Origin of the sequence: Metabacillus herbersteinensis, assembly GCF_042433335.1 — a bacterium.
Lineage (GTDB): Bacteria > Bacillota > Bacilli > Bacillales > Bacillaceae > Metabacillus > Metabacillus herbersteinensis.
This window is the reverse complement of record NZ_JBHLVO010000001.1, coordinates 1-18,166: the sequence shown is the minus strand read 5'-3', so window position 1 is coordinate 18,166 and position 18,166 is coordinate 1. Positions and strand designations below refer to the sequence as shown.

15 protein-coding genes, 1 pseudogene and 1 riboswitch are annotated in these 18,166 nt (G+C 37.8%); of the genes and pseudogenes, 10 read left to right on the top strand and 6 right to left on the bottom strand.

The window, feature by feature from the left end; translation table 11 throughout:
• Positions 1-92 precede the first annotated feature (92 nt).
• The 6 genes and pseudogenes from ACFFIX_RS00080 to ACFFIX_RS00055 form a co-directional block, all read left to right on the top strand.
• Positions 93-1,271 carry an ABC transporter substrate-binding protein gene (locus ACFFIX_RS00080; protein ID WP_378929178.1) on the top strand — a complete coding sequence of 393 codons (1,179 nt, stop codon included), beginning with the start codon at positions 93-95 and terminating at the stop codon, positions 1,269-1,271.
• 256 nt (positions 1,272-1,527) lie between these two features.
• Positions 1,528-2,406: a branched-chain amino acid ABC transporter permease gene (locus tag ACFFIX_RS00075; protein WP_378929176.1), complete on the top strand. Its 879-nt coding sequence runs from the start codon at positions 1,528-1,530 to the stop codon at positions 2,404-2,406.
• 14 nt (positions 2,407-2,420) lie between these two features.
• Positions 2,421-3,395 carry a branched-chain amino acid ABC transporter permease gene (locus tag ACFFIX_RS00070; RefSeq protein ID WP_378929173.1) on the top strand — a complete coding sequence of 325 codons (975 nt, stop codon included), beginning with the start codon at positions 2,421-2,423 and terminating at the stop codon, positions 3,393-3,395.
• Entirely contained in the window at positions 3,370-4,149 is a 780-nt protein-coding gene (locus ACFFIX_RS00065) for an ABC transporter ATP-binding protein (RefSeq protein WP_378929170.1), read from the top strand. Before ACFFIX_RS00070 ends, ACFFIX_RS00065 begins: the two co-directional genes overlap by 26 nt.
• Positions 4,149-4,856, top strand: a complete 708-nt coding sequence (locus ACFFIX_RS00060; protein WP_378929168.1) for an ABC transporter ATP-binding protein — start codon at positions 4,149-4,151, stop codon at positions 4,854-4,856. The genes ACFFIX_RS00065 and ACFFIX_RS00060 overlap by 1 nt, the downstream gene beginning before the upstream one ends.
• A gap of 91 nt (positions 4,857-4,947) precedes the next feature.
• Positions 4,948-5,131, top strand: a riboswitch (Lysine riboswitch).
• Between the two features lie 154 nt (positions 5,132-5,285).
• Positions 5,286-6,138, top strand: a pseudogene (locus ACFFIX_RS00055) (amino acid permease); the annotation flags it as partial.
• A 75-nt stretch (positions 6,139-6,213) separates the two neighbouring features.
• Here the strand turns inward: ACFFIX_RS00055 and ACFFIX_RS00050 are convergent.
• The 5 genes from ACFFIX_RS00050 to zwf all read right to left on the bottom strand — a co-directional run bounded on the left by ACFFIX_RS00050 (position 6,214) and on the right by zwf (position 12,773).
• Positions 6,214-7,095 carry a sulfite exporter TauE/SafE family protein gene (locus ACFFIX_RS00050; RefSeq protein WP_378929166.1) on the bottom strand — a complete coding sequence of 294 codons (882 nt, stop codon included), beginning with the start codon at positions 7,093-7,095 and terminating at the stop codon, positions 6,214-6,216.
• A 303-nt stretch (positions 7,096-7,398) separates the two neighbouring features.
• Positions 7,399-8,436, bottom strand: coding sequence for a Ger(x)C family spore germination protein (locus ACFFIX_RS00045; protein WP_378929164.1), 1,038 nt, complete (start codon positions 8,434-8,436; stop codon positions 7,399-7,401).
• Between the two features lie 47 nt (positions 8,437-8,483).
• Positions 8,484-9,572 carry a GerAB/ArcD/ProY family transporter gene (locus ACFFIX_RS00040; RefSeq protein ID WP_378929162.1) on the bottom strand — a complete coding sequence of 363 codons (1,089 nt, stop codon included), beginning with the start codon at positions 9,570-9,572 and terminating at the stop codon, positions 8,484-8,486.
• Between the two features lie 12 nt (positions 9,573-9,584).
• Entirely contained in the window at positions 9,585-11,060 is a 1,476-nt protein-coding gene (locus ACFFIX_RS00035) for a spore germination protein (protein ID WP_378929159.1), read from the bottom strand.
• Positions 11,061-11,282: 222 nt separating this feature from the next.
• Positions 11,283-12,773: a glucose-6-phosphate dehydrogenase gene (zwf, locus tag ACFFIX_RS00030; protein ID WP_378929157.1), complete on the bottom strand. Its 1,491-nt coding sequence runs from the start codon at positions 12,771-12,773 to the stop codon at positions 11,283-11,285.
• A 312-nt stretch (positions 12,774-13,085) separates the two neighbouring features.
• Between zwf and rnz the strand changes: the two genes are divergently transcribed.
• From rnz to ACFFIX_RS00015, 3 genes are all read left to right on the top strand, one after another.
• Positions 13,086-14,012, top strand: coding sequence for a ribonuclease Z (gene rnz, locus ACFFIX_RS00025; RefSeq protein WP_378929155.1), 927 nt, complete (start codon positions 13,086-13,088; stop codon positions 14,010-14,012).
• Positions 14,013-14,119: 107 nt separating this feature from the next.
• Positions 14,120-14,269: a 50S ribosomal protein L33 gene (gene rpmG, locus ACFFIX_RS00020; protein ID WP_378929153.1), complete on the top strand. Its 150-nt coding sequence runs from the start codon at positions 14,120-14,122 to the stop codon at positions 14,267-14,269.
• Positions 14,270-14,388: 119 nt separating this feature from the next.
• The gene (locus ACFFIX_RS00015) at positions 14,389-14,817 is read left to right on the top strand and encodes a cell wall hydrolase (protein WP_378929151.1); all 429 of its coding nucleotides are present in this window, start codon (positions 14,389-14,391) and stop codon (positions 14,815-14,817) included.
• Between the two features lie 417 nt (positions 14,818-15,234).
• On the opposite strand, the gene namA is transcribed toward ACFFIX_RS00015, so the two are convergent.
• Positions 15,235-16,251 (bottom strand): NADPH dehydrogenase NamA, encoded by a 1,017-nt coding sequence (namA, locus tag ACFFIX_RS00010; protein ID WP_378929148.1) that lies wholly within the window; start codon positions 16,249-16,251, stop codon positions 15,235-15,237.
• A 133-nt stretch (positions 16,252-16,384) separates the two neighbouring features.
• On the opposite strand from namA, the gene ACFFIX_RS00005 reads away from it, so the two are divergent.
• Positions 16,385-18,037: a M20/M25/M40 family metallo-hydrolase gene (locus ACFFIX_RS00005; protein WP_378929145.1), complete on the top strand. Its 1,653-nt coding sequence runs from the start codon at positions 16,385-16,387 to the stop codon at positions 18,035-18,037.
• Positions 18,038-18,166: the final 129 nt, after the last annotated feature.

Here is an 18,166-nt window from a genome sequence, read left to right as displayed (position 1 = left end):
GAATATTATATTTTGTTAAAAAATTAATAATATTCAATCATTAGAGTGGACAAGGGGAAATTTCTTCAAAAGTTGAAAATGGGGGTCGTACAATGAAAAAGAAAAAGTTATCGGGTGTATTATTGTCTCTTATGCTATCAACCACTTTAATTGTAGGTTGTAGCGGTGGGGAAAAAAGTAGTGGGTCAGGTAGTAGCGGGGATACAATTAAGGTTGGAGCAAATCTTGAGCTATCAGGAGGGGTTGCATCCTATGGGCAATCTATTGCTGAAGGCCTTGAATTAGCTTTAGAGGAAATTAATAAAGAGGGTATTGACGGTAAGAAGATTGAACTTGTTAAGGTAGATAATAAATCCGACGCAGCTGAAGCAACGAGTGGTGCCATTAAACTAATTAACCAAGACAAAGTTGTGGCAGTGATCGGTGCTGCTACAAGTACGAATACAATTGCACAGGTTCAAGTTGCGCAAGACAGCAAAATCCCTTTAATAACACCAACGGGTACAAACCCAGCGATTACAAATCAAGATGGTAAGCTTAACGATTTTATTTTTAGAACATGTTTCATCGATCCTTTCCAAGGGACTGTAGCTGCGAACTTTGCGTCTGATGATTTAAAAGTAAAAAATGCAGCTGTCCTAATTGATAGTTCAAGTGACTATGCGAAAGGTCTAGCAGCTTCATTTAAAGAAGCGTTCGAAGCAAAGGGTGGTGCAATTGTTGCTGAAGAAGCATATGTAGCAAAGGATACCGACTTTAGAGCGACGCTTACTCGAATTAAATCAGCGAATCCAGACTTTGTATTTCTTCCAGGATATTATGAAGAAGTTGGCTTGATCCTGAAGCAAGCACGTGAAGTAGGCATTGATGTTGCGTTTATGGGTGGAGACGGTTGGGACTCTCCAAAACTTGCAGAAATTGCTGGTGCTGACCCATTAAACAATACATTCATTACAAATCATTATTCTTCTGGCGACACAGATCCAAAAATTCAAGATTTCGTAAAAGCTTTTAAAGCGAAGTATGATGATAAATCTCCTGACGCGTTTAATGCATTAGGTTATGATACTGCTTATTTCCTTGCTGATGCAATCGAACGTGCGGGTAGTGCAGATCCAGAAAAAATTCAAGAAGCACTTGCAGCAACCGAAGATCTTGCGCTTGTATCAGGTAATTTAACTCTTGATGAAAATCATGATCCAATTAAATCAGCTTCAATCCTAGAGTATATAAATGGAACCCAAGAGTTTAAATCTACAGTTGCTCCTTAAACAAACATAGGAAAATTTCTACCTAAAGGGGGCAATGCCCCCTTTTATAAAATTCACCATAAAATATAAACGTTAAGATAAGTATGTGCTCGACATCCAGCTCCAGCGCCTAGCCCGCCTGAGGTCATAAGACGATTATAAATTGAAGGCAAAAAACCGCCTTCTATTTATTAATCGTCTTATGCTATGCCTGAGGCTGATCAAGGCTCCCTGAGCTTTTGAGACTAAAATAGCACTTTCAAAGGGGTCTTTGAAAATGGAAATTATTCAACAATTGATTAATGGAATTTCTTTAGGAAGTATTTATGCATTGATTGCACTTGGATACACGATGGTATATGGAATAGTAAAATTGATTAACTTTGCACATGGTGACGTTTTTATGGTAGGAGCATTTATTGGGTTCTATTCGATTACAATTCTTGAATTAGGTTTCTTCCCAGCCTTACTTATATCCATGGCCGTTTGTGCGATATTCGGTGTCTTAATTGAGAGAATTGCCTATAAACCTTTAAGAAATGCGACTAGGATCGCAGCTCTAATTACGGCGATCGGTGTTTCATTTTTTATTGAGTACGGAACAATCTACATTCGTGGTGCACAACCTGAGGCATATCCTTCTAATGTATTGCCATCTGAAACCATTAATATCTTTGGACTATCGATTGGGAGTCAGTCATTATTGATATTAGCAGTTTCTCTAATTCTAATGATGCTATTACAGATTATCGTTCATAAAACAAAGATCGGAAAAGCAATGAGAGCGGTTTCATATGACACGGAAGCAGCAAAGTTAATGGGTATAAATGTTGATAATACAATCTCAGCAACGTTCGCGATTGGATCGGCATTAGCTGGAGCAGCTGGAGTAATCTTTGGTACATATTATACCAAAATTGAGCCATTGATGGGGATCATTCCTGGCTTAAAGGCTTTTGTTGCAGCTGTCCTTGGTGGAATTGGAATTATTCCTGGTGCAATGGTGGGTGGTCTTTTGCTTGGGGTCATTGAAGGTCTTGTTAGTGGTTTTGGCTTTTCTTTATGGCGTGACGGAGTGGTGTTTATCGTACTTATACTTATTCTTATTTTTAAACCGTCAGGACTATTTGGCAAAAACGTGAAAGAAAAAGTATAGTGGGGGATTCAATGATGACAACCATTAAAAAAGCTAAAGGATTTTGGATTTCTATTTTAGGTGCACTAGCTATATTTATCGGGTTTCAAGTAGCTATTTCCTCGGGGATGCTTAATCCATTTTATACAAATACCCTTTATACAATCGCTATTAATATTATTTTGGCTGTGAGTCTTCATCTCATAATAGGAATCACAGGCCAGTTTTCAATAGGTCATGCCGGATTTCTTGCAGTAGGTGCCTATGCCTCGGCAATTATTACGATGAAATTGCAGATGCCTTTTGGCCTGGCACTTGTAGTTGCGGGAGTTGCAGCTGCTGTTACTGGATTATTGATCGGTATTCCCAGTTTACGACTTAGAGGCGATTACTTAGCAATTGCTACCCTAGGTTTTGGTGAAATTGTTCGAATCGTATTCTTAAACTTTGAGTACGTCGGTGGTGCAAGTGGGATGCAGGTATCTAATTTAACGTCATGGCCATGGGTATTTGCTTGTCTTCTTATCACGATCCTTGTAATTGTGAATTTCACTAATTCAACACATGGACGAGCTTGTTTGTCAATAAGGGAAAATGAGATTGCCTCAGATGCAATGGGTATTAATACAACCTATTATAAAGTTGCTGCATTCGCCATCGGTTCTTTTTTTGCAGGAGTTGCAGGTGGACTGTATGCACATAACTTTTATATTATTCAGCCAACAAACTTTGGGTTTTTAAAATCTTTTGATATTTTAATTTATGTTGTTCTTGGTGGACTGGGCAGTCTTTCAGGTGCTGTCCTTGCTGCTATCTTATTAACCGTCATATCTACGTTCTTACAAGATTATCCTGAGACGAGGATGATTATTTATAGCCTCGTGCTTATCATTGTCATGCTGTATCGTCCAAAAGGCTTAATGGGTACAAGAGAATCGAGCTCGTTTTTTGGAAAGGGAAAGGGTTTTGGAGGAGGTAAAGGGAATGACAACAAAAACACCGTTGCTTAAAGTAGATTCAATCGGAATTCAGTTCGGTGGTTTGAAGGCTGTATCTGATGTTAATATCGAGCTAAACTCTGGTGAACTTGTGGGACTTATTGGTCCAAATGGAGCAGGGAAAACAACTTTTTTTAACTTGTTAACAGGAGTATATGAACCTACCGAAGGAGTCATCGCACTAGGTGGCGAGAAGCTAAATGGTCTTGCACCTTATAGAATTACTCGAAAAGGGATAAGTCGGACGTTTCAAAATATCAGGCTATTTAATGAACTTTCGGTACTCGATAATGTAAAGGTGGCTTATCACTCTCTTGCTAAACACTCGATGGTTAGTTCAATTCTTCGTTTACCCTCTTTTTTCTCTGGTGAAAGAGAGATGGAAGAAAAGGCGATTGAATTTTTGGAAATATTTAAGCTAGAACCTTATCTTCATGAAAAAGCTAAAAACTTACCATACGGACAACAGCGTCGCTTAGAGATTGCACGTGCGCTTGCTTCAAACCCAAAACTACTGTTGCTTGATGAGCCAGCAGCCGGAATGAATCCTCAAGAAACACATGACCTGATGAATCTCATAGGATTTATTCGGAAGAAGTTTAATTTAACTGTTTTGCTAATTGAACATGATATGCCTCTTGTAATGGGCGTTTGTGAACGCATCTATGTACTCGATCATGGACAACTAATAGCTCAAGGTTCGCCAGAAGAGATTCGAAACAACCCGAAAGTGATTGAAGCTTATCTTGGCGAGGAGGTTTCGTAATGTTAGAGGTTAAGAATATTGATGTATACTATGGAAATATACAAGCACTTAAGAGTGTTTCAATTGAAATTAAACAAGGTGAAATTGTTACTCTAATTGGTGCGAATGGGGCAGGGAAGAGTACTTTACTAAAATCTATTTCAGGTCTCCTCAAACCAAAAAAAGGTGACATTTTATATGAAAATCAGTCCATTTCTGGCAAAGCTGCTCAGACAATCGTAAAACAAGGAATCTCTCATGTTCCAGAGGGAAGAAGAGTTTTTGCCAATATGTCGGTAGAAGAGAATCTTGAATTAGGAGCATTTATAAGAACCGATAAGGCCGGAATTCGTGATGATTTTGAAAAAGTATTTCAACTGTTTCCGCGTCTTAAGGAAAGAGCAAAGCAGCAATCAGGAACTCTTTCTGGTGGAGAGCAGCAGATGCTAGCGATGGGGCGTGCGTTAATGGCGCGTCCGCGCCTACTTATTTTGGATGAGCCATCAATGGGTTTGGCACCACTTTTAGTTAAGACCATTTTTAAGATTATTCAGGAGATTAATCAGTCAGGTACAACGATCTTACTGGTGGAACAAAATGCAAATATGGCACTATCTATAGCAGATAGAGCTTATGTTATCGAGACTGGTCAAATTGTCTTATCAGGATCTTCCGACGAGTTAACAGCAAGTGATCAGTTGAAAAATGCGTATTTGGGTGGACACTAATCATTTAATGAACTTAAATGGTTGTCATATAGTCTTATTGTCTGCTAATTTACACTTTATAAAATTTAATAGTAAATCCTCATCGCTATCTTGGTGAGGTAGTGGTTGCAACAATTAAGAGTAGCTCTTATGAGATCTGTGGGGATTATTGAAGATGAGAATAAAGGAATTTGTTGCCGAAGTTTGGGAGGATTCACACAGCCAACCATACTGGGTCTACATCGAATAGGTGTAGGACTGTCACAGATTTTGTTCTGTGGAGAACTATTGCGTCGAGATAGGTTGCGGGTTTTAATTGAAGGGAAACGCGTGGGTAGTATACCATTGCGTTTTTTTGTTGTTTTTTGTAAAGAATAGTAAGGATTTGTTGATTTAGAACTTAAGTTTCATACTCCAGCGTAAGCAATTTAACATTCATAGTAGCAGCATTTGTTTGTATTCCAGTACTCCAATTTAGGAGACTTGTATACACCAATAGTTGATTCAGAAGGAAAAATACAAAATCTTCCGAGTCAAATAAACTTAGCGATGATCTCGACTCTATGGGCATTTGTTGGAATTGAATCTGCTGTTATCCTATCTGGACGTGCTAAATCTCAACGTGATGTTAGTCGTGCAACTATTCTAGGATTATTTATCGCATTAACCATTTACATGGGTATAACCTTACTTATCATGGGAGTGTTACCTCAAGAGGTTCTAAGAGCATCTGATAAGCCATTTGTTGATGCACTTTCTGTTATGATAGGTGACGCTGGCGCAACTATCATGGCTCTACTAGCTGTAATTTCACTTTTTGGAGCTACCCATTGGCTGGATTTTACTTAGCTCTGAAGTACCATACCAAGCAGCCAAAACAGGAGTATTCCCTACGTACTTTGCTAAAGTTAACAAGAAAGGAAGCCCTGTTCGAGCATTAACTGTCACTAACGCGATGTCACAAATCTTTATCTTATCTGTGATATCAGGGACTATCAGTGAGGCATATACATTTTTGACAACATCGGCCACACTTGCTTATCTGATCCCATACTTAGTTTCTGCCATATTCTTCTTAAAGCTCGTAATTAAAGGTGAGACATACGATCTTAAAAAGGGACCGCGAGTCTCGGACGGTATCATTGCCTCACTTGCATTGATTTACTCAATTTGGGTGATTATATCTGGAACTGCAGATATCCAAACATTTTCTTTAGGAATCGGACTTTTCCTTGCAGGGTTTTTAATTTACCCGCTTATTAAACGAAGTAAATTTAAGAATCAATCAGCCATTGAAAATTAAAAACATCTTAAGCATACTTGAAATGTTATATTCTAAGCCCTGCTTTTTAGGGCTTTTTTTTAGTAAAAGATAATTTTACAGACTCAAAATATTTTGTGATCTTACTCTATTTCTTTTAATGGCATACCCAATCGCGAAAAACCATCCGAATATTAAGATGCTATAGAGGACTGGAGTAAATGCTTCGTCAATTGACCAGGTTGTCAATAATGTCCTGGTATTGGTTAAAATAATAAATCCTCCTACCAATACCCCAAGAAGATAGGCTGGTAACTTTCTAACTAGCCATGCAGCTATTGGAGCTGCAATAACTCCCCCTATGATAAGGGCGATCACCCAATACCAATTGACTTGCTCCCAACCAAGTGACACTAAAAAGCCTAATGTTGCTGAAACTGCAATTGCAAATTCACTCGTGTCAACCGTGCCCACAACCTTCCTTGCAGAAGATCCCTTTTTTGATAATAGTACAGGGGTTGCTATTGGTCCCCATCCTCCACCGCCCGTTGCATCTGCAAATCCTGCTAGTAATCCAAGTGGAATTGCCTGCTTGCGTGTTAGCTCGATGGACTGGTTTTGATTTTCTACATCAAATTTAAATAAGAAGCGTAATAGTACATAAAAACCCAAAACCAAGAGGAAAACCGCAATGAATGGTTTAGCTAAATCTCCTGGTAAATTACTTAAAAAGCAAGCACCGGCAAACGCCCCAATAGATCCTGGTATGATTAATTTGTATACTGCCTGTTTATCAACGTTCCCAAATTTAATATGAGAAGCACCAGAAGCAGCAGTTGTAAAAACTTCTGCAAAATGGACGGAAGCAGAGGCCACAGCAGGTGCGATCCCAAACGTTAAAAGTAACGTGGTTGATGTAACTCCGTAAGCCATACCTAAAGATCCATCAATAAGCTGTGCAAAAAACCCAATTAACGAAAAGATAATTAATTTTCTCATTTCGACGCTCCCCTAATAAATAATAAAAGGCCCTTAACATAAGTTAAGGACCTTTGGTTTTCCAATCAGTCAATTATTTATACAATCAATTTATATTTATTATACATAATTCCTATGTGTTTACAAGGATTAATAATAAAATAAATAATTATTTTTTCTAGTTGCCTATTCATGTAGTATGAATGGTGAGAATCGTACGAAAAAAAATAAATTTGATGAAAGTAAATAAAACGAGTGAAGCGCTCTGCGGCCTCACTCGTTTTTGGATTAGTGCTGACTTGTTTATACTACTCAAAATTGGATTTATTCAATAACTCCAGTCTCGAGTATTTTAACGCTTGTCTTTACATTAACCTCAATAGTTGGATATATCTCTTGCCACTTTTTTTGATCCCAGTTTCTCGTTCGAGTCCTTACTTGTTCGCCAATCCCCAAAGGATCTATGTTTAATTCTTGAAACTCTTTAATGAGTTCGGACCCTTGCTTTTCAATTGCCTCTTTCATTTTGCTTTCTATCATTGAAATGCTTTTCTTGTCAACTTTTTTTCCGGTAAACTCTCTTAGAACACCTTTAATTTTCATATGTATTGTGATGTCTGAATCAGTCATAGGCTTCTGAATATCGTAAGATCTCTTAGAGTTAATATTAAAAACAGAAGCATATTCACCATCCTTACCATCCTCACCAAGTTCAATAGGCATTGAACCCTCACTCGATTTATTTTCATACAGTATTTTAAATAGAAATTGTTTCTCCTCTTCAGCAATTTGATGTACATATTGATCACTCTTAAAAAAGGCAATCCCTTTTATATCTACTCTACTATTTTCTGATCCTAATAATGGTAAAAAAGGGTCCATTCCTTCAGCATAGTATGCATAAATAAATTCATGAAGATTTGTTTTAGGAATCGTACCAGTTTCAATATTTTGTTCAATTAAACTCGATAAATAGTTTCCATTATCTGCGTTTCCATATTGTTTTTCCAATAATTCTTTTGCGCTTCCTTCTACAATCCCCAAATAAACATTCGATCCGACACTTGGATCGCGCTGCAAGGTATCAATTGTGTCTATCATTCCTTCTTCAGCTAATCGACGACTATAGAGAGCCACTTGGATTTTTCCGCTAACAAAGGGTTTATCCGATTGTTCATTTATCTTACTACGAACCTCTTTATTTAATTTAGAAGAAGCCGTATAGGTCTCATTAATAACAGATTTATCGGGTTGATAATTAGGTGTAACAGCTGTAGTTTGAAGCATATCTGCTTCTAAATAATCATATCCTCCAGCTGTAATCAGCTGAACATCATCTAGTATCTTTTGATCAATATTCATACATCCGGACATCGTTAATAGGATTAATAGGGTGACTAAAGTGGTTTTTATTGTCGTTTCCCCCTTACTTTTGACATAAGTTTAGAAAATAGAAGAAGAAGTGGAATATAGCCAAACACTAAAATGATTCCTGTCATTGATAGCCATTTATTTAAATTTTCAACATATTCAGTTCCTTCTACTAACACGCACCCGATGAACATAACTAAAACCATAAAAATAAGGATCTTACTTTCTTTAAATTTAAAAAGGCCAGAAGCCCCTTTTGTAGCTGACCACAGAGATAAGCAAATGTTCGGCAGGATAACGAGAACCCATGAAGTGATACCAATATATTCAAAACGTTCAACAAATGGCATCTCGACGATTTTCCACAAAGAAAGGGTTGCCCATATATGTCTGCTTAATTGATCCTCACTAAAATAACCAATCGTAATGATAATTAAAGATAAATACAAGATCATGGAAAGAATGTTTCCCATGTGGGCCCATTTTTGTGATTTTTCCGGGTGCTTTATGTAAGGATAATACATTAGCAATGTGGAAATACCTAGGTAACTTAATGCCATATCCTTTGTTGCAACAGCTAATTCTTTAATCGAGTGATTCCAAATTGGTAATAGATTACGAAATTCAATATATTCAATAGGAAAGATAAAAGTGAAAACTAAATAGAAAGGAATAACTACCCCTAAAAAACAAATCCCAGCGACAACTCGAAAACCAGCGGAAGTTCCATAGTACACAAGCAAGATTAATATGAAACTAAAAACAAAAACATTAATATGTGGAAACATCCAAGAGATGACGACCTCGATATAGGTTCTAATAATCGTAAGACCTAAAAGCAGCCAATACAGGATCCAAATGATACTTAACATCCCACCAAACCATTTTCCAAAGAGGTTACGGTGAATGCCAATGAGATCTTTGTTTTCATTTTTCAACAAAGAATACATCATCCAAATTAAGATATTAAAAGCAATTCCAGCAATAATGACCACCATCCATGCATCATTTCCTGCCGATTTCACTATTTGTCTTTGAAAACCTAATATTCCGATACCAATTTGGACTGAATGAATTAAAAAAAACACAAGAAATGGAGAAATAGAGGAGGAATTTTTTTCTTCCACTGTGAATTTCACCTACCCTTTTTTCTCGTTTGCCTTTTCTGTACTGAATCGCATTGTGTCTTCTGTTTGTAGCTCGATCGGACGTTTTGACTGACGTGACAAAGGTAAGCGAATGAAAGCATCCTTTAAATCTGAAATTCTTGGTGGATATAAAGGCTCTAGAAAGGGTCTACCCAAGGATGTTAACCTCAATAAATGGATGAGGAGGAAACAAAAGCAAATGGCAACGCCTATTAAGCCAATATAATGTGCGAGTAACAGAAATGGAAAACGAAGCAATCTTATTGTGTTACCCATTTGATAAACAGGAGTTGTGAATGAAGCTAGTGCTGCTAATGCAACAATAATGAGCAATACATTACTTGTTAATCCTGCTTCAACAGATGCCGTCCCGATAACAATCCCGCCCACGATACCAATTGTCTGACCTACCTTCGTAGGAAGTCTGGCTCCTGCCTCTCGTAGTAATTCAATCGCCAACTCCAGTATGATTGCTTCTAAAATAGGAGGCAATGGTATAGCGCTTCTAGACGTAACCAATGTATTTACCAAGTCTTTAGGAATTAATTCATAATGATAAGTAAGAACAGCTACATAAATAGGGGTAACGAGTACAGAAAAAAGGACAGCAAATAGTCGTACTAAGCGAAAGAAAGAGGCTACTATCCAATTTAAGAAGTAATCCTCGAATGCGGAGAAGAATTCGACTAAGGTTGTAGGACCAATTAATCCATGGGGAGCCCCTTCAGTTAATATGACAACTTTTCCTTCACCCAACACTGCAGCTAAACGATCAGGTCTTTCAGTATCAATAAATTGTGGAAAGGGAGAATTTTGATTATCCTGAATTAATTGAGTAATATATGAACTATCAATAACCTGATCAATATCAAGGTCAGAAATTCGTTGAATGACTGTATTGACATTCTCTTCATTTGCAATTCCTTCTATATAAAGTACTGCTATTCTCGTTTTTGATAGCTTTCCAACGATTACTTCCTTCACCATTAATTCAGGAAGAGGTAACCTTTTTCTGATCAGGTTAAGATTCGTATTTAGTGATTCTACTAATGATTCCTTTGGACCAACGACACTAAATTCCACTTCTGGTAATGATACTTGTCTTGTCCTTTCAACACCTGCTTTAATCAATATCGCTTTTGTAGGATCATGTGAAAGGAACATTACGATAGACCCGGACAATAGTTGATCTTGAATATCACTAGCTTTACTAGTAATCGTGAGATTTTCTATTGGAAGTACATTTACTAATTGAGTGATAGACGTTCCATCTATTCTCTTTATATAAGGAAAAACATCTCTATGTAAAATTTCTACATCGATAAGTGATGTAAAGTAACCAATTTTTATAAATTCATCGAGAGTCGCAATAGGAAATAGTGTAAAATCTTTAGACTTTTGAAATTGCTTTAGAAGTGATTCAAAGGACTGATATTTTTCGGAATTTAAAGTCTTTTTATCGTCCATTTTATGAATCCCACCCTTAAGCATAATAATTTTCATTATTGACTAATGAGAAAAGGTTTAAACCTTTGCGTTGCTTGCCGTTTAAATTATGACCACTCCTTCACTACTGGTTGTGATGGATAAGATAGCGGATAAGCGGTGGAGAAGCAGGCAAAGCTCATGTCAAAATAAAAAAACGAGTAAAGCGCTAATCCGCTTTACTCGTTTTTGCATTTATATAACTTACTCAAAATGATCAGAAATTGGCCACCATTGAGCTCCATCTTTTTCAAGTAGTTGGTCTGCTTCTTTTGGGCCCATTGAGCCAGAAGGGTATTTTGCAAGCTCTGCCTTTTCATGTTCCCACGCTTTAGAAATTGGATCCACATAGCTCCATGAAAGAGCTACTTCATCCCAGTGTGTAAAGTTTGTTGCATCACCGCGCATGCAGTCATAGATCAGCTTTTCATAAGCTTCTGGTGTATTGATTCCGTCAATGCTATTGTTACAATGATTAAGTGGGATTGGTTTGCCGTACGTGCCATCACCTAGTTTTTGTGCATTCAATTGAAGTGTTACCCCTTCATCTGGTTGAATGTGTATCACCAATAAGTTAGGGTGCATTGTTTCTTTTCGATTGTAGTAAAGGTTCATAGGTATGTCTTTAAATTGAACGACGATCTTTGTGGATTTTACGCTCATGCGCTTACCTGTACGTATGTAGATTGGTACTCCTGCCCAGCGGAAGTTATCAATGAGCAGTTTACCTGCTACATAGGTTTCAGTCATTGACAACTCATCCACATTGTTTTCGTCACGATAAGAAGGAAGCGTTTTTTCAGAAACAGTCCCCAGGTCATACTGGCCGCGAATAAAGTTTTCAGCGACCTCGTCTTCAGCAAGTGGTCTTAAAGCCCGTAATACTTTCACTTTTTCACTACGAATTTCGTCTGTTGTCAATTTAATTGGGGGCTCCATCGCTAAAAGAGCGACCATTTGGAGCATGTGATTTTGAACCATATCTCTAAGAGCACCTGAATTTTCATAATAACGTCCGCGATCTTCAACACCGAGAACTTCGCTCGACGTAATCTGAATGTTAGAGATATAACGGTTATTCCAAAGTGGCTCAAAGATGGCGTTAGCAAATCGAATAACCTCAATGTTTTGAACCATTTCTTTACCAAGGTAATGATCAATACGGTAAATTTGATCTTCAGTGAAAGCTTCACGAATTTCATGATTTAGTTTCCTGGCAGACGGTAGGTCGTGTCCAAATGGCTTTTCAATCACAAGGCGACTCCAGCCATCTGTTGCGGTTAATCCCTCTTTTTTTAAGTTTAGAGCAATTGTGCCAAAAAATTCGGGTGCCATCGCCAAGTAAAAAATTCGGTTTCCAGATGTATGATAGATGCCGTCAAGATCTGTTAGCATTCCATTTAGCTCCAAGTAGGAGGATGGATTGGTCACATCAAATGGGTGATAGTGAAAGTGAGATGCGAATTCATCTAACTCGGGATGTGTTTTCATTGATGCTTGAATGGACTCTTTTACATTGGATCGAAATTCCTCGTTAGTCCATGATCTTCTCGCTACACCAACAACGGCAAAGTCTTTCGCAATTTTATTGTTTTGAACTAAACGATAAATCGAAGGAAACAGTTTGCGTTTTGCCAAATCGCCTGTTGCACCAAAGATGACAATGATTGCTTTTGGATGTTCTTTTGTATTCACTACTCTTACCTCACTTTATCGATGCATTTTATGTAAAATTAGTTGTTCCCTTTTATTAGGAAAATGTATGAAGAACCAACGAACATAGCTCATCAACCATCTATTTTTCATCCCTGTGAAATAATACCCTATACAAATACTTAATTTTAAAGGTTATCAGATCGTAAATCAAACATTTGAGACTAAAATTTTCTCTTTCTTTTGTATTCGATTATTAAATTGATAAATGTAGGCTCTACTGCTTCTGTCACTATTCAATTCAATTTGATTATACGGTATGCTTAGGAAAAGAATATTTGAGGAGGAAACCCTATGAATGTCATGTTTCTTGGCACAGGAGCGGGAATGCCGGCGAAATCTCGTAATGTTACATCGATTGCGCTTCAATTGTTAGAAGAACGCAAAGCCGTTTGGTTATTTGATTGTGGGGAAGCAACTCAACATCAAATTTTACATACTAGCATAAAACCACGACGTATTGAAAAAATTTTTATTACACATATGCATGGAGATCACATTTATGGCTTGCCTGGATTGTTAGGAAGCCGATCCTTCCAAGGTGGAGAGACGCTGTTAACAATTTATGGTCCCAAGGGAATCAAAGAATTCGTTGAAAAAACACTCTTACTGAGCTACACACATATTAAGTATCCTCTTGAGATAATTGAAGTAGCGGATGGAATTGCTTTTGAAGACTCTCAATTTAGAGTAGCTGTGAAAAAACTAGAACACGGTGTTCCTTGTTTAGGGTACCGAGTTGTAGAAAAGGATACACCAGGGACACTCCAGGTTGATAAGTTAAGAGCTTTGGATGTACCCCCTGGACCAATTTATCAAAAGTTAAAACAGGGAAACACCGTTAAACTAGAGGATGGTAGAGAATTAAATGGTGAAGATTTTTTAGGACCTCATCAAGAAGGAAGAATTGTTACGATATTAGGTGATACACGGATATGTGAACAAAGTGTCGAGCTCGCTTTAAATGCAGATCTTTTAATTCATGAAGCAACCTTCGGACATGCTGACGATCAACTTGCATTTGATTACTTTCATTCTACAACAAGTCAAGCAGCAAAAATCGCACTTGAGGCCAATGTTAAGCAATTAGTGATAACACATATTAGCTCGCGCTATCAAGGGGAGGATAGTGAATCACTATTGAATGAAGCAAGAGAAATTTTTATAAATACAGATCTTGCCAATGATTTTGAAAAGTATGAGGTACATAAGCAGAAATAGAAGAGAGGGACAAAAACCCTTTCTTTCTATTGACAAGACGATAAAAAACGAATAATATAACATTTAAATCGTAACAATTACGCTTTATATAAGAGGGGGAATTAAACATGAGAGTAAATATTACACTACAATGTACCGAGTCAGGCGATCGGAACTACATTACGACAAAAAATAAACGTAACAATCCTGATCGTCTAGAGCTAAAAAAATATTCACCTCGATTGAAACGTAGTACCATTCATCGGGAAACGAAATGAAGTCAAATGACCGCTGTTCCTTTAGGAGGGATAGTAGTCATTTTTTTATTCAATCCCAAATTCTTGTTATAACACTAGCTAAAAAATTATAGAATGAATAGAAGCAGGAGGTGGGAATTATGGCAGTAGTGAAAGCAACTGAAGCACATATTGACCTTTTAGCAAGGTTGCTTAGGGCCGAAGGTGAAGGTGAGGGAGTTCAGGGCATGTTGCTCATCGGGAACGTAGGAATTAATCGAATAAGAGCAAATTGTTCGGATTTTAAAGGACTTCGTACCATTCCCAATATGATTTATCAACCACATGCATTTGAGGCTGTTACACATGGTTATTTCTATCAAAGAGCAAGGGAAAGTGAAAAACGTTTAGCTCGTCGGGTGATCAATGGAGAAAGATTTTGGCCAGCACGTTTTAGTTTGTGGTATTTTAGGCCGCCTGGTGAATGTCCCCCTACATGGTACAATCAACCGTTTGTAGCACGATATAAGCTGCATTGTTTTTACGAACCAACAGCTGAGGAATGCGAAAATGTATATAATACGTTTTAATGTTGGTAGGCAGGTGGGCGGATCGTAGGGATACGTATGAAAGGGCTTGTTTTCAGGCTCTTTTTTGTGTTCTGTTTTTAAAAAATGGTCTTTCTGCAGTTTTTATAAGGAGATATCTCGGAATTTCCGATCCTTACTCTTGTAGCAGCGTCTTTTCATCTCAATTATGAAGCTTTTTATCAAGTTCTGAGGTTATATCAACGAGTTGGGTACTTATATCATCAAGTTTGGCAATATATCGATTTCTCGACAAACATCGACGAAAAATAGATATTTGGCTCGTCACCACACAGACTATCATCTTATTTGTATTTTTCTCCTCAAAAAAAGTCACCACCACTGATCTTCAATTCCAGTGGTGGTGACGACCTATTGCTGATGATTTAAATATCCCTGATTTTCGTCAAAAAAACCAAATTACCATCCGCGATCATACTGCTTCGGTGCCTCAATTTCTACACCAAGCTGAGCCGCTGCAGTACGAGGCCAATAGGGATCGCGAAGGAGTTCCCGAGCTAGAAATACGAGGTCCGCACGTTCATTTTGTAAGATCTCTTCTGCTTGAATCCCATGTGTGATTAATCCAACAGCACCAGTGGCAATTTCGGCACGACGACGAATGTCTTCTGCAAATCGTATTTGATAACCAGGATAGACATTAATTCGTGCTGGAACGATTGCTCCAGAGCTTACATCAATTAAGTCAACACCTTGATTTTTCATTTTCTTAGCAAATTCGATATAATCCTCAACATTTAATCCTTCTTCATGATAATCCGATGCAGAAACTCTCACAAAAAGTGGACCTGCCCAAACTTCTTTTACCGCTTCAATCACTTCTTCTAAAAAGCGGTAGCGATTTTCACTACTACCTCCGTATTCATCTTCACGTTTATTCGATAATGGGGAGAGAAACTCATTAATTAAATAACCGTGCGCTCCATGAAGCTCAATAATATCAAAGCCTGCTTCTTTTGCGCGCTCAGCACCAGCTTTGAATGCTTCAATCGTTTCATCTATTGTAGCCTTTGTCATCGCTATCGGAGTTTTTGATTTCTCGTTAAACGCTAGAGGTGAAGGTGCAATGATTTCTCCCTCAACGGTAGCTTTTCTACCAGCGTGGGCAATTTGGATGCCCGCTTTTGCTCCATATTGCTTAATCCCTTTTACTAATTCTGCAAGTGGCTCAACATGGTCATCGCTCCATATTCCGAGATCTTGATCAGAAATCCTCCCCCCCGCGGTAACGGCTGTTGCTTCAACCATCACTAGCCCAACTTGACCAACCGCACGACTTACGTAATGTGTCATATGAAAATTTTCAACCATTCCATTTTTATTATGTGAAGAATACATACACATCGGTGACATGACAATTCGGTTTTTTAACTCTACATCTTTTACTGTATAAGGTTTAAAAAGCATATGTGTCATTGTTTTCCTCCTGTTTAGTGTTTTTTTTTCTAGGGAAATTATAACAAGCAACAGAATCTGCGTCATTTTTTCTGCTTACAAAATAGTCGAACTTTGTATACAATATAGGAAATCATGTGGGGAGGACTTCTAAGTGAACAAAAAATGGCAGACAAAAGAACAGTTGACCCAGCTACTTACAGCACTAGTTGAACATGCAAGTGTTACCGGTACATCTGGTGAAGTTGCACTTGCAGAATATATGTATTATTTGTTAAAAGACAGAGATTATTTCACAGCAAATCCTGATTATCTAAACTTGCATCCTGTTCATGATGGACGGACCTTTTTAAGTGCCCTTGTTAAACAAGAGGGTGCCACCGAAACAATTATTTTACTAAGTCATTTTGATGTAGTAAATGTGATGGATTATGGTGATCTTACACATTTAGCTTTTCGACCTCATGAATTAACAAAAGAATTAAAAACAAGACTGGATACCATGCCTGCAAATGTTGCAGAGGATCTAGAAAGTGGAGAGTGGCTTTTCGGACGAGGAACCATGGATATGAAAGCAGGTCTAGCTGTTCAATTTGGAATGTTAGAGAGAGCGATGAATGGTGAATTTAAAGGCAACCTTTTATTAGTAACTGTTCCAGATGAAGAGGCAAACTCTGCAGGGATGCTGAGTGCTGTTCCGGTCTTAAATGATCTAAAGAAAAAATGGGATCTCAATTTTTCAGCTTGTATTAATTCAGAACCAATGTTTGCACGCTATCCAAATGATCCGAGTTATTATGTGTATACCGGCTCGATTGGTAAAATCCTCGCCGGCTTTTATTGTAGCGGAATTGAAAGCCATGTGGGAGAGCCATTTTCTGGTTTAAATGCGAATTTAATGGTGTCAGAGATTAATCGCTTGATGGAATTGAACGATTCTTTTTGTGAAAAAGTAGGCGATGAAATGACGCCACCTCCAACCAACTTAATGCAAAAGGATTTAAAGGAAGAGTATTCTGTGCAAATTCCGCATACTGCTGTGTCACTCTTTAACTTGCTAACAATGAAGCAATCAATAACAGATGTGCAGAATCAGCTTATTAAAGTTGCCGAGCTAGCCGCTTCACAAATTGAAGACTTTTATCAAAAAAGATCGAAAAGCTATCAACAATATGTTTCGTTCGACCCTCTTGATGTAAAGGTAAATGTGTTAACGTATAAACAGCTGTTGAAGAAAGCGATTGAAAAAGTAGGGGAGAGCGAAGTAGGACGCAGAATAAACTATCTATCAGCTAACCGCGGAGACGAAGGGGATCGAGACTTCTCAACAAAACTTGTTGATGATTTAGCAAGTTTGTGTAAGGAATATTCTCCGATGATTGTTGTTTTTTATAGTCCACCGTTTTATCCGGCGGTTTCTTCGGAGCACGATGCAATTGTTCAAGATACAATTCAGCAATTAATCCACTATGCGGACAAAAACTATTCAATTCCGTTAAAGTCTTTAAATTATTTCACAGGATTATCGGACTTAAGCTTCATGCAGTTGAATGAAAAAGGAGAGTCACTTGTAGAATTAACGTCGAATATGCCACTCTACGGCAATCATTTTTATCTGCCATTAAATGATATGCAAAGCTTGAATGTGCCTGTTTTAAACGTAGGCCCTGTGGGCAGAGATCCTCATAAATGGACGGAAAGACTGCATCTTCCTTATACGTTCGAGGTGTTACCTGATTTATTGGATTATACGATTACTAGAATTTTTGAGAAGGCCAGTGAGTGGAGTATGAAAGAAAAAGCATAGATAGTAAAAAGCAGTGTGTAAACTACACTGCTTCAGACTGTAGACAAACTCGATTTTATCGAGTTTGCCTACAGTCTTTTTTGTATTAAAATAGAAGTAATAAAAATCTTGAGGTGATGAATGATGCTC